The sequence below is a fragment of the Candidatus Bathyarchaeia archaeon genome, assembly GCA_035935655.1.
Lineage (GTDB): Archaea > Thermoproteota > Bathyarchaeia > 40CM-2-53-6 > 40CM-2-53-6 > 40CM-2-53-6.
This window is the reverse complement of sequence record DASYWW010000013.1, coordinates 81602-93558: the sequence shown is the minus strand read 5'-3', so window position 1 is coordinate 93558 and position 11957 is coordinate 81602. Positions and strand designations below refer to the sequence as shown.

At 51.2% G+C, this 11957-nt stretch carries 14 protein-coding genes; 5 read left to right on the top strand and 9 right to left on the bottom strand.

The annotated features are described in order from the left end of the window. Window positions 1–19: 19 nt before the first annotated feature. Window positions 20–472, bottom strand: a complete 453-nt coding sequence (locus VGS11_02895) for a hypothetical protein (protein HEV2119045.1) — start codon at window positions 470–472, stop codon at window positions 20–22. Window positions 473–589: 117 nt separating this feature from the next. Between VGS11_02895 and VGS11_02890 the strand changes: the two genes are divergently transcribed. Beyond that, complete coding sequence (locus VGS11_02890) at window positions 590–1618, top strand: zinc-binding dehydrogenase (protein ID HEV2119044.1); 1029 nt, start codon at window positions 590–592, stop codon at window positions 1616–1618. A gap of 38 nt (window positions 1619–1656) precedes the next feature. Here VGS11_02890 and VGS11_02885 read toward each other — a convergent pair whose 3' ends face one another. Together VGS11_02885 and VGS11_02880 are read right to left on the bottom strand one after the other, a co-directional pair. Next, window positions 1657–1803: a hypothetical protein gene (locus VGS11_02885; protein HEV2119043.1), complete on the bottom strand. Its 147-nt coding sequence runs from the start codon at window positions 1801–1803 to the stop codon at window positions 1657–1659. Window positions 1804–1886: 83 nt separating this feature from the next. Continuing rightward, the gene (locus VGS11_02880; GenBank protein ID HEV2119042.1) at window positions 1887–2444 is read right to left on the bottom strand and encodes a hypothetical protein; all 558 of its coding nucleotides are present in this window, start codon (window positions 2442–2444) and stop codon (window positions 1887–1889) included. Between the two features lie 114 nt (window positions 2445–2558). Here VGS11_02880 and VGS11_02875 point away from each other — a divergent pair, with 114 nt between their 5' ends. Further along, window positions 2559–4406 carry a S9 family peptidase gene (locus VGS11_02875; protein HEV2119041.1) on the top strand — a complete coding sequence of 616 codons (1848 nt, stop codon included), beginning with the start codon at window positions 2559–2561 and terminating at the stop codon, window positions 4404–4406. Window positions 4407–4516: 110 nt separating this feature from the next. Here the strand turns inward: VGS11_02875 and VGS11_02870 are convergent, their stop codons facing one another. Continuing rightward, window positions 4517–6181: a radical SAM protein gene (locus VGS11_02870; GenBank protein HEV2119040.1), complete on the bottom strand. Its 1665-nt coding sequence runs from the start codon at window positions 6179–6181 to the stop codon at window positions 4517–4519. 98 nt (window positions 6182–6279) lie between these two features. On the opposite strand from VGS11_02870, the gene VGS11_02865 reads away from it, so the two are divergent. Beyond that, a complete protein-coding gene (locus VGS11_02865) occupies window positions 6280–6675 on the top strand; it encodes a helix-turn-helix domain-containing protein (GenBank protein ID HEV2119039.1) in 396 nt (131 codons plus the stop codon). Between the two features lie 3 nt (window positions 6676–6678). Here the strand turns inward: VGS11_02865 and VGS11_02860 are convergent, their stop codons facing one another. Both VGS11_02860 and VGS11_02855 read right to left on the bottom strand, forming a co-directional pair. Beyond that, window positions 6679–7299: a transcription elongation factor 1 family protein gene (locus tag VGS11_02860; GenBank protein ID HEV2119038.1), complete on the bottom strand. Its 621-nt coding sequence runs from the start codon at window positions 7297–7299 to the stop codon at window positions 6679–6681. 115 nt (window positions 7300–7414) lie between these two features. Next, complete coding sequence (locus VGS11_02855; GenBank protein ID HEV2119037.1) at window positions 7415–7897, bottom strand: hypothetical protein; 483 nt, start codon at window positions 7895–7897, stop codon at window positions 7415–7417. 284 nt (window positions 7898–8181) lie between these two features. Here VGS11_02855 and VGS11_02850 point away from each other — a divergent pair, with 284 nt between their 5' ends. Further along, on the top strand, window positions 8182–8568 hold the full coding sequence (locus VGS11_02850) for a VOC family protein (protein HEV2119036.1): 387 nt from the start codon (window positions 8182–8184) through the stop codon (window positions 8566–8568). Between the two features lie 89 nt (window positions 8569–8657). Here the strand turns inward: VGS11_02850 and VGS11_02845 are convergent, their stop codons facing one another. Beyond that, window positions 8658–9158 (bottom strand): pyridoxamine 5'-phosphate oxidase family protein, encoded by a 501-nt coding sequence (locus tag VGS11_02845; protein HEV2119035.1) that lies wholly within the window; start codon window positions 9156–9158, stop codon window positions 8658–8660. A gap of 6 nt (window positions 9159–9164) precedes the next feature. Continuing rightward, entirely contained in the window at window positions 9165–9755 is a 591-nt protein-coding gene (locus VGS11_02840) for a GNAT family N-acetyltransferase (protein ID HEV2119034.1), read from the bottom strand. Window positions 9756–9894: 139 nt separating this feature from the next. Here VGS11_02840 and VGS11_02835 point away from each other — a divergent pair, with 139 nt between their 5' ends. Continuing rightward, entirely contained in the window at window positions 9895–10599 is a 705-nt protein-coding gene (locus tag VGS11_02835; protein ID HEV2119033.1) for a VIT1/CCC1 transporter family protein, read from the top strand. A gap of 56 nt (window positions 10600–10655) precedes the next feature. Here the strand turns inward: VGS11_02835 and serS are convergent, their stop codons facing one another. Continuing rightward, the gene (serS, locus tag VGS11_02830; GenBank protein HEV2119032.1) at window positions 10656–11942 is read right to left on the bottom strand and encodes a serine--tRNA ligase; all 1287 of its coding nucleotides are present in this window, start codon (window positions 11940–11942) and stop codon (window positions 10656–10658) included. Window positions 11943–11957 lie beyond the last annotated feature (15 nt).

Sequence of the window (11957 nt, the reverse complement as noted above, 5' to 3'; positions counted from 1 at the left end):
TTCTAGATTTTGACGAAGTCTACGGTCGTTGCCTCCACGTTTTGATGGCTTCGAACCAGAAGATGGCTGAACCGAGCGCCCCGAACAGGAGGCCAAAGAACGCGAAAAAATCGATGGTCACGAGGTTTAGAGCATAGTAGGCGGTTAGTACCGTAAAGAGAACGGCGTAAAGGGAGAACCTGGGGACAAAGAACTGCCCTGGGAGCTTCATGAACTGCTTGAGGACGTCCACTTTCACCTCTTTGATCAGTTTGTACCCTCCTGGGTCCCGTGAGACAAGACCAAGATCCCGAAGCTTATCGAGATGATACAAAGCTAGAGTGGGGCTTGAGAAGTTCAAGGCTCTTTGAGCCTCCCGAACTCCGACCGTCTGATTCGAGGCGTTCATCACGAACCAGTACACCCTTAGCGTATTGCCTTTGAGCTCGCTCGCTATTCTTTCCGCGCTAACTTCTGGCGAGCCCGTAGACATGGATGGCCAACCTAGATTTTGGTTAAGGATTGACCGGGGTAGTTAAGGGTAGACCAACCGCAAAACCATTACGCGAACTTAAAACCGTTGATTTTCTGATCATATCGTGAAACCGATTTGAAGGCTGTTAGATTCCACGAATTCGGTGGACCCGAGAAGCTTCGGCTTGAAGAGGTCCCTAGTCCGAAAATCGGCCCTTTAGAAGTTCTGGTTAGAGTGAAAGCGTGTGCACTCAATCATTTGGACATCTGGGCGAGACTGGGAACGAGGAATGAGAGAATACCCCTGCCTCACATTTCAGGCTCTGACATTTCAGGAGAGGTTGTTGAGGTTGGAGAACTGGTCACGGGACATTCCAAAGGCGAGAAAGCTTTGATGGCGCCAGGACTAAGCTGTGGGATCTGTGATTATTGCAGCAACAGCTGGGACAGCCTTTGCGAGTCCTACAAGATAATTGGATACGAGACCCAGGGTGGCTATGCCGAGTATGTTGCAGTTCCTGGGGCAAATGTTCTACCAATCCCAGAAAAACTCAGCTTCGAACAAGCTGCTTCCGTCCCGTTAGTATTCTTGACTGCCTGGCATATGCTTGTGACCCGGGCACATCTTGTTCCCGGAGAAACGGTTCTCGTTTGGGCTGCGGGAAGCGGCGTTGGGAGCGCTGCTGTTCAGGTTGCAAAGCTACTCGGCGCGAAAGTCATTGCTACTGTTGGGAATGATACGAAAAAAGAGAAAGCGCAGAAACTAGGAGCAAATTTTGTTCTCAACCACAACACCCAAGACATTCCCGGTGAGATCAAGCGAGTAACCGATGGGCGGAAGGCGAATGTCGTCTTCGATCACATCGGACAAGCGACGTGGGAGAAAAGTATGAGGTCAATGGCGCCGGCTGGACGACTGGTCAACTGTGGGGTTACTAGCGGCGGAAAGGCGGAGATCGACATTCGGTACATCTTCGTGAAACAGTTCTCTCTCATGGGTTCTTACATGGGGGGTCGAGGAGAGCTCCTTAAAATCCTAGAATTGTTCGAGGATGGAAGGCTCAAGCCTGTTATCGATTCAATCTTCCCGCTTGCAGAGGCAGCGAAGGCTCAGGAGAAGATGGAAAAGAGCGAGCACTTTGGAAAGATAGTCCTCAAAGTCTAGGGTAATTTGTCCATAGCCAACAGCTGATTTAGTGTAGCCTATTCCGGTACCGAGGTCGTAGCGAGCTTTCCATCCACGATTTTGACGAACAGGTAACGGTTGTCTCTGAGAATGATGGTCACTTCGTTCTCCCCTTCTTCAATCTCCAAGATTTCCTGTCCTCTGATCCCATCGTATTTTGCCAAGTTGAGATTCGCCTAATTCAGCGTCCCGGCTGACCTTAGCCACATAAAGATAACGCTGTCACTTCGCATGGAATTCGAGAAGCTCATTCAACCTGAATCTTCAGAGAAGGTGACTTACCTGACGCCTCTCCTCGCTCGGTGAAGACGTGTTTGCCCCATTTGGCACTGACGTTGGCGGCTAGATTGTGATTGCCCTTTCCGAGTGAGCTTGCGGGCAGTTCGAAGCTCCGTGTGACATTGAACATCATCTCTCTGGCTTCCTCTTCAGTTTTAGGATAGAGGATCGTCTCGAATTCGGTAGCCACGGTCATCCATACACGATGCGGAAGCTCAGGGTTGCGCGTCCAGAAGAAAACTGCTCTTCGGACGAATTTCTCCTCTTTCAAGGGTTTAGCGAGCAATCGAACTCCCGACTTGTGCAGTTCAGCCTTGAAAGCCATGCGAAGCCCACCGTCATGCTGATCGTAAGCGGCTTCCCAGAACTTCTGATGAAAGTTTCGGCGGACAACACCGTCAAGCCTGAAACCTACAGTGAATGCAAGATTATCGTCAACCTTCGCCTTCGATGGAGAGCACTTGACTGTGACATTGTCGATACGCGCCCAGCTGCCTCCATCCTGTTTTACGATAGACTTCTGCAAATTCTCTCACTGGGCTTGTTGGCTCGGTTTCTTCTTTCCACGCTGAAAAACCTTGGCATTAGTTGATAGAACTCAAGTCATTATAAGAACGCCAGATAGAATCCGGTCTTAACTATGTCATCAGACCGTCCACGATACGGGTTCGACCGATACTCCAGTGTTCGAATCGCCTATGGACCAAGCCTCGCGCCTGATGGCAAGAAAGCATCATTCATCAGCGATGTTACCGGCGTTCCCCAGGCCTGGACTCTCGATCTCTCGACAGGCCAGATAGATCAACTGACACTCTTCAACGAGCGGGTCTCCGCAGCTACTTTCTCACCGACCGGCAAGACCCTCGCCTTCTCGATGGACCCGGGAGGCGGTGAGAGACACCAGGTCTGGAATCTAGATATGGAGAATCTCGCGACCAGGAAATTGACCATTGGAGATGAATGGATCCGAGTCTTTGGCTCTTTCTCTCCCGATGGCGAATCAATATGCTATTCGTCAAACGAGAGAGATGAGAAATTCTTTGACATCTACACGGTCGCTATTGCAACTGGAGAAAAGAATCTGGTCTACCAAAACGACACAACTAACTATCCCTTGGACTGGGTGGACAAGGATCGAATACTCTTCACACGAGCAAACACTAACCTAGATAATGATCTCTACCTGCTCTGGCCTGAAACTGACGAAACAGCCCACGTAACCCAGCACTCGGGTGAAGCGAGCTATGACTACGCAGGCCACACCAAAGACATGAGCACGTTGTATGTTCTGACTAACAAAGATCGTGAATTCATTCAACCCGCCACAATCGATATTGGAACGGGGCACATCGAATTCCTCATCGAAGAGAACTGGGACGCAATAGGGGGTAGAATCTCCCCTGACAACAAATTCCTAGCCTACTTCCGAAACGTCAATGGGGCAAGTAGACTACACATTTACAACTTCGAAAAGAACCATGATTCTACTATAGATGGGTTACCTCTAGGCGCGTACGAGTCACCTGTTGTCGCGGGCCACAATCTAATGGATTGGAGCCCTGACTCCAAATATCTCGTATTCAGCTTCCAGGGACCAAAGCACAACCTGAACCTTTGGCTCTACGACCTCGAAGACCGTTCGCTTCGACAAGCAACGTTTGTCCCAAGGGGGGCGATTCCCCAATCAAGCCTCGTCGAGCCTGAAGGATTGAGATTTCCCAGCTTCGACGACCTGCTCATTCCCGTATGGGCCTACAGACCAGTGAATAGTCGAGGTCCCCTACCAACGGTTGTCTTTGTCCACGGAGGTCCAGAGAGCCAAGAAACCGCCAGGTTCAACATCATCATCCAATACCTCGTCAACCGTGGCTTCCTAGTCCTAGCCCCGAACGTGCGAGGCAGCACAGGCTACGGAAAGAAGAGCGTCCATCTCGATGATGTTGGGAAGCGTCTCGACTCGGTTCGGGACTTAGAATACCTAGCAAAGTGGGCGGTTGGGAAAGGTCTCGCCAAGAAAGACAGAGTAGGAATAGTGGGGGGTAGCTATGGCGGGTTCATGGTTCTATCGGCATTGACTGAGTACCCAGACATCTGGGCCGGAGGGGTAGACCTTGTTGGAATTGCGAATTTTGAGACGTTTCTTGAAAATACGGCGCGATGGAGACGGCATCTAAGAGAAGCAGAATACGGCAGCCTCGAAAAGGACAGGGAGCTGTTCAAACGAATCTCGCCTATTCACCATGTGGAGAAGATCCGAGCACCTCTAATGGTGATCCATGGAGCAAACGATCCTAGGGTCCCGATCGGAGAAGCTGAACAGATTGTCGAGAGATTGAAGAAGATTGGAAGGCATGTGGAATTCTTGAGATTCGAGGACGAGGGGCATGGAATCGCGAAGATCCCCAACCGGGTCAAGGCCTACACAGCGATCGGCGACTTTCTCGAACGGACACTACTAGCCCTGGAGAAACAGGCGCCTAACGGATAAGATTTCACGTGTCTCAGTCCTTCGCGGAAACAGAAGGGGAGAGAGCGCGAATAGAGACTATCGTCGCTCTCTGATTCCAGACGAAAAATGCTGGGAAGATATTTTCCGGTCTAGGTGCCGGTTATCGGTTCGATGTGTACTGCGCTGCAGCCGCAGCCGTCGGCGTGCTTTCCGCGTCGTAGCTGTCCACGGTAGAGGCGTGATTCGAGCTTCTCGCCAGTCTTCTTCTCCCACTCCTCTACGCTGACACCGTACTTCTTCTGAATCCTGTCACGGTACCATTCGGGGATGACGTTGAAGCTGCAGAACGGAATGATCCTCATGTCCGGTGTAAGGTAGTGTATGTCGCAGCGTTGTAGTCGTTCCTCGTCTTGGTTGTACTTGTCTTGGAAGTGCATCATGCCCAGGAACATGCTCCGGACATGGAACTGTCCCACTGAGCTGTAGTCGTGTTTGAGCAAGGCTCCAACGAGCAACTTGCTCAGGTTAAGTCCTGCTGGTTGCTTGTCTTTCTCGATGAAGCTGTTGAGTTTGGTGATGAATTTCGCGGCTACTAGATACTTGTTGGTGCCTGAGTTGAGCTCGTCAGTCTTCTCGTCTAGGTACTCGAACAGTCCTTTGAGGTCCACGAACGATGTGATGGGGACCATCTTCTTGGTGTCTTTGTCCTCGAACACGTATGTTCCGGCGCCGCACGCGAAGTGTATCGATAGCTCGTATTGAGGTCTCTTGGTGAAGGCTTCTACGAAGTGTGTTACTGGTGAGCAACTTGGGACTGGGAACCATGCGTCTCTTGGAATTTCTCCGTTGGTCTGCTCCTCGATTCTCTCGATGCAGTCTGGTATTGTGATTCGGTATTTCTCTCTCTCTTGCTTCTTCATTCGTCCTGTGAGGGAGACTGGCTGGTAGCTGATCGCTCGGACGATGTCGATGTTTCTTTGGGCGAATCGGAGTATTCCGCCTAGCTCGTGATCGTTAATCGACTTGATGACTGTCGGGACGAGTACGACGCCGAGGTTGGCCTTTCGGCAGCTCTCTATTGTGTATGGTGCTTCCCAGTGGTTCTTGGGGTTGGTCTTGGGGCTGACTCCGTCGAAGCTCATGTAGAGGTTACTGAGACCGTTATCGCGTAGTATGTGGGCTAGGTTGGGGTTGAGTGCGAGGTTGATGCCGTTGGTGTTGAGCTGGATGTGGTCTACTCCTTCCTCTTTGATGATCTTGACGATCTCCGGAAGCTCCGGTCGTAGGGTCGGCTCTCCACCGGTGATCTGGAGCGAGTTTCCTGGTACTGGCCTCTCGGCTTTGAGGGCTCGGACCATTTCCCTGACCTGGTCGATACTGGGCTCGTAGACGTAGGCTCCTTCGAGTCCTTTCTTGACGTAGAAGAAGCAGTACCAGCATGTCAAATCGCAGCGGTTGGTGACGATGATGTTCGCGAGGCCTGTGTGGCTGAGGTGGTTGGAGCACAAGCCACAGTTTGCAGGGCATGCGCAACTCTCGATCGGGACGTTCGGTGCGTGAGTTCCCTTGCCGTCAGACCAGTAGGTCGCGAATTTCTGATACATGTCGTATGAGCCGAAGTAGAGCTCTTCTGTCTCACCGTGTTCTGGGCAGGTCTTGGTCATGAAGACCTTGCCTTCCCGCTCGAAGACGGTGCTTGGGAGAATGCGGTTGCATTCTGGGCAGATGCTCTGGGTTCGGCGAATGAATTGTCCTATTTGCTTCTGTGGCGGCTGTAGTTCCGCCGGTAGTTCGATTTCTAACAGTACCATCATATACCACTCTGAGTAGTGAATATCCCGTTGGGCACCGGTATTAATGCTTTTGACACCAGTCACAAGGTGAAATAGGGTACTACCCTGAGGGATATTCTATGCCCGTTCCGGGCTCTCTCAAGCGCCAGCAAATCGACAAGAACGAGATTGCTCAGCTTCTCGAACGCCATTTCAATCTCCCTTCTATAGAAACACTGGCATACCTTCGAATGCTTGAAAGAAGCAGCCTCGGGGTAGATGAGCTCGCCGAAACCCTTGCCCTATCGAAGGATGACACGAGGTCCCTCCTTCAGACAATGATTTCTAGAGGTCTCATCATACATGCGCCTGGGTCGAAGGACGCATTCAGCGCACTTCATCCAAGGATGACCATGACCAACATCTTCAAGATCTACGAGAAAGATCTTGTACAATCCCTTAGGGACCGGAGGGCTACAGTAGATAGAGTTGTCAATCTCCTGACACCTATCTACGAGGATAGGAAACCCGCTTAGAGGCTAAGCTTCTTCGGAGGCTTGGGGTGGCAGTGGATTGGGGCTATATCGCTTCTTGTCCTTGTTTTCTTGCAGAATGTCCGCGAACGGCTCACTTTCTTCTTCCGCTTCGGTCTTCTCTTCAGCTTCGGCGGGTTCCGGGTTCTCATCAGCCGATGACTCGATCGCTTCGGGACCAGTCTCCTCGTGGGACAGGACTGGCGATGAACCTGTTTCCTCGAGTTCGGTCGGAGAAGATTCGGGAACCGTGCTTGTCGGAAGCTCTGCTAGAGGGGTCTGTGGGACCACTTCGATCGCGGTGGAGTTACCTGAGGTCTCAAGGGACGGTTCTTCAGGCTCGTCAGTTGGTGCCGTAACATGCTCTCTTTCACGAGGGATTATGGCTCTTGGATCCTTGACCCCGTAGAAACGGTCTGTGAAGTATGAATAGACGTCTATCGTCTGGGCGGCTGGATGGGCTGGAAAGTCGTCTTTGAGCTGGCATAAGGCGCAGAGAACAGTAGCGTGACCAGTTTGCTTGTCGATTGTTACCCTGACAGCTTCTTCACCGCATCGAGGGCAGGTGAAGACCGTGGGGAGTTTCTTCTTGACGATTCTAACTACTCTGCGTCTTCTTCTCCCCAACCGCTAACGACTCATCTTCCAATACGGGAAGAGTCAATATTTACCTTTGGTCGGGGTTCTTCCCGCTCGTCTTTTGATTCGGTCAGCAGAGCGCATAGCCCGTTTACCGCTGTTGCTACGAATTAGGGAGAAAACGGGCTAGCATCGCAATAGCCTTAGTTGTGTCTTCCTGGCTGCGGAAACGCAATTCAATGCGCTTGATTTCCCATCTCGTACCGTATCTTTCAACTCGGATTATTCGGTCGTCTTGCCGATCGACCTTTGAAGGAACCAACTTTCCAGCCTCAGGCCTTGTTGAATCTTTGATTAGAATGCAATTGTCTCCAAGCGCCAAAGTAACCGGGATAGTCTTTTTTCTCAGAATGTAAGCCAACACTGCGGCTATTCCTGCAAGTACAAGGATGGAATAGGCGACCGACCACGACGAATCCGGAATTACTGAAAAACCACCAACACCGGCACTGAAAAGCATCAGCGCAATAATCCACTGCCACCACGGTGCGAGGGGCTTCAGCTGCGCGCTCATTTCAGTGACCTGTATGCCCTGTATGTCCTGAAAGTCTGCCATTCTTTGCGGGAAATCTGCTAGGACTCTCAAATCTTAACTTATCGGAAGATAAGCAGTCAGTGAGCCGAGTCCATTCCGACCCGAACTCTACCGTTTGAGAAGATAGGAGTTTACATCATGCAACCGCCTATATTCTTACGAGGAACTCAATATATCAAAAGGAGAAACCCAAACTCAATTTATCTTTGTTCAGTCGCTTGAAGAGCTTGGAAGATGGCCTAGGCATATCCGAAATCACATTGATTAGACGCAAGGGATTGAAAGTATAGCAATCGCTTATTACTGGCGAATTTCCGCCAGTTCAACCGGTACGTATGCCCGGTAAAGTTGTACACTTCGAGCTACCGGCCGACAACGTCGAACGTGCTAAGACTTTCTACATGAAAGCCTTCGGATGGGAGATCAACCAGTACCCAGGAATGCAGTACCACATGGTAGGCACCACACCATCAAACCAGCAGGGAATGCCCACGGAGCCCGGCGCCATCAACGGGGGAATGACCAAACGTCAAGACCCAGTCAAGAACACAGTCATAACCATAGACGTCCCTGACATCGACGCGTCGCTCAAGAACATCGAGAAGCTAGGCGGCAAGACAGTAAAAAAGAAAGAAGCAGTCGCGGACATGGGCTTCACAGCCTACTTCAAAGACCCCGAAGGAAACATTGTCGGACTCTGGCAAAGCGCCCGCCAAATGTAGATATGAATCCACGTTAGTCGGCCTCTCTCTTTTTTTCGTCCATCTTCAGTCCCAACGACACGAGAGTCTCTAGCTAACTCTCGCCAGGGTCAACCATCGAACCGCCAGCGAGTTGGATTTGCTCCACCTGTTTCTGAGATTCCGAAAATGGCTTTTGGTTGTACCTCGTAAATCGGGTCTTTGCTGTCTTTCATGTCATAACCGTACTTTTTCTTGTAGACAGCTAGAAATCGGGTGCGCAACGATTTCTCGCGAATCTCTCTCGCAGTACCTTCAAAGATAACTGCCTGCTCTGCGTTTTCGGGACAAACCACGCAACGAGGATTCAGAGACAGGTTCCTGGATTTTCGTGATCGACGGCCAGTACTGAAAAAGAACGCGCGACCAAGGAGGACTCCCCAAACAGGCATAGCATGCGGTCCACCATCCGGACGGGTAGTGGAGAGATAGTAGTTGTGTGCCTTCGAAAAGTGATCAACTACCCATTTCCACGATAAGGGACCCCGGTCTTTCCGGAACATCATGTCATAACCGGGCATGTAAGGCCGCCCGGCATGGCGAGAATTTCTCGAACTATTCGTGTTCGCCAATACGACTCAGCCTGGCAGAATTGTCCTACGCATTAGTTGGTAGCTCTTTCCGAGCTGAGCAACCTGTTTGAACCGTTCTCTTCGGAACATGCTTGGCGATCCAAACCACATCCACTCCGGAACCTTTGACAAGTTCTCAGAGACGACAGGATATGCTTCCACGATTCCGCCGCCCTGTTTCCTGATCGATTCTAAGGCCGCTCTCAACGCCGTTCGTGCGACTCCTTGACCCCTGTGTTCTTTGTCGACGAAGAAGCAGGTTATCCGCCATAGCCTCTTGCTCCCAGAACGAGGTCCCAGTTTCTTGTAGTTGCGGCTAGCATCGATTCTTGGAAGTTCCTCCTTTGGTCCGTACTGGCACCAGCCGATAGGTGTCTTTCCATCGTACACTAATGAAGCATGGGACTGACCTTGCTGGACGAGCACCTCTTTCTCTCTCTTGTTCATACTTCCTCTCTCCGCTGTCGACAATTTTCCACGAACGGGGCGTGGCCTGTGATAGTACATGCACCAGCACTGACCCTGCTTCATCGCAAGCTTCTCGAAATCCGGCCAAGTAGATAACGACAGTTCTCTTACAATGAAATCTCGTTTCAACTTGCCCACGATCCGTCCAGTATCATTGAGCCTGCGAGGGAATTAACCTGTCCGATTGGCATCAAAGAGCAGGGCTGAAATAACCCAGTCAGCCTGCCTCAAGAACCCCCCGTACGGATAGCGATCGACAATAGCCAGTTTGAAAACGCAGCCAGGCGAGAGACACAAGCACATCCGCGCTAGGGGCTATATCGGAAGCTCAGCTCTCGGCATATCTGACGGGCTAATCACAAATCTCGCGTTTCTGAGCGGATTCACAGGTTTCGTCTCCGACATTCAACTGATCCGATTCGCGGGAATCGCCTCAATGCTCGCCGGAGCAATCTCCATGTCTTTCGCAGGATTCCTGGCCCAAAGATCCGAGTACGATCTGTACCATGCAGACGCCAAGAGAGAGGCTGGAGAGATAGAGCAGGAGCCTGAAGAAGAGAAGAGCGAGTTGAAGAATTTCTACGCGGCCAAGGGTCTCAGCCAGGACGAGGCCGAAAAGGTAGTCGAGAAGATATCTGCGAACAAGCAAAAATTCCTTGAAGACATTCTGATGCATGAATTGCACGTGCACGAGACGAGGCTGGAGAACCCGATCAAGATGGGTGGAGTGATTGGGTTATCGTATCTTGCGGGCGCGCTGATACCCTTGGCTCCATTCATACTTCTTCCAACTAGAAACAGCTCGATCATTGCCGCCGCTCTCGTCTCACCTCTCTTCTTGTTTGTAGTGGGAGTCTGGAAGGGAAGAATTGTAGGAAGAAGACTTTGGAGGAGCGGGCTCGAAACCTTGGTCATAGGCGTCGCCGCATCGGTCGTCCTGTACATTATCGGAACAGCCATCGGTTTCTTCTAACCGAACAAGGCTGACAACACATCAACAGACGAGTTAGATGCTATCTCTAGACGAGATTAACGGTGTTGTGGAATCTCTCGTTGCCCATTCATGTAATCTTGCAGAACATGCGGTATCTCGATCGTTCCATCACGCGTCTGGTTGTTCTCCATTATTGCCACAATAGCGCGTTCAGTAGCCACAAGTGTACTGTTCAAAGTGTGCACGTACTTGGTAGGAAGGCTGGGCTTCTCTCTGTACCGGACCTTTGACCTGACCGCTTGGTAAGACGTGCAGTTGCTGCACGAGGCCATCTCGCGATACTTTCCCTGCCCAGGCAGCCACGCCTCCAAATCGTACTTCTTCGCCGCGACCGTCCCAAGGTCCCCCGTGCACACATTGACGATCCTGTGCGGGATCTTCAAGCTTTGAAAGAACTCTTCCACGTTATGCAACAGTCCCTCGTGAAGCTTCCAAGAATCCTCAGGAGTTGAGAAGAGGAACATCTCAACCTTCTCGAACTGATGGACACGAAATATCCCCTTGGTATCCCTCCCGTGCGCTCCAGCCTCTTTCCGAAAGCAGGGACTGATCCCTGCATAGCGCAACGGCAGGCTCGGTTGACCGATAATATCGTCATTGTGAAGTGCTAGGAGAGCGTGTTCGGCGGTCGGAATTAGATAGAGGTCTTCTCCCTCGACTTTATAGATCACGTCTTCAAAGTCGCTGAGCGCAACCGCCCCGGCTATCACGTTTCGCCGGAGGAAGTATGGGGGCTGGTACAGTTGGAAGCCTTTCTTTGCAACAAAATCAAGCCCGTAGCGAATGAGCGCATAGTTTAGCCGAACAAGGTCCCCTTTCAGATAATAGAATCGTGCTCCTGCAACACGCCCGGCCTTCTCAATGTCGATGAGCCCGAGTTTGAGTCCTAGATCGATATGATCGAGGATCTTGAAATCGAATTTTGGAATCGTGCCCCATTTTCTGACCTCGACATTATCATCTTCATCCTTTCCAACCGGTACACTTTCGTGGGGAATGTTGGGAAGGTTGAGCAGAATATTCTCGATCTTCTCTCTTTCCTCACCGATTCTTGACTCAAGGCTGTCGACCTTCTCCGGGATCGCCTCAGCCTCCTTCATCAACGCCGTTGCGTCTTGCTTCTTCTTTCTCGCTTCCGCGATTGCCGCGGTGATCTCGTTTCTTTTTTTTCTCAGCTGATCAGTTTCTGCCTGGAGCCGCCGCCATTCAGCATCAAGTTTCAGCAGAAGGTCAACCTGACCGAGCTTGTCCGGCAGGCCTCTTTTTCGCAGGCTCTCCTTGACTATCTCGGGGGTGTCCCTCACGAGCTTGATGTCGAGCAAGACAGGTTCGCGCTT

Excerpts from the sequence above, each read along its gene's own strand:
- VGS11_02895 (HEV2119045.1), bottom strand. The coding sequence starts at position 472 with ATGTCTACGGGCTCGCCAGAAGTTAGCGCGGAAAGAATAGCGAGCGAG.
- VGS11_02875 (HEV2119041.1), top strand. The coding sequence starts at position 2,559 with ATGTCATCAGACCGTCCACGATACGGGTTCGACCGATACTCCAGTGTT.
- VGS11_02870 (HEV2119040.1), bottom strand. The coding sequence starts at position 6,181 with ATGATGGTACTGTTAGAAATCGAACTACCGGCGGAACTACAGCCGCCA.
- VGS11_02865 (HEV2119039.1), top strand. The coding sequence starts at position 6,280 with ATGCCCGTTCCGGGCTCTCTCAAGCGCCAGCAAATCGACAAGAACGAG.
- VGS11_02850 (HEV2119036.1), top strand. The coding sequence starts at position 8,182 with ATGCCCGGTAAAGTTGTACACTTCGAGCTACCGGCCGACAACGTCGAA.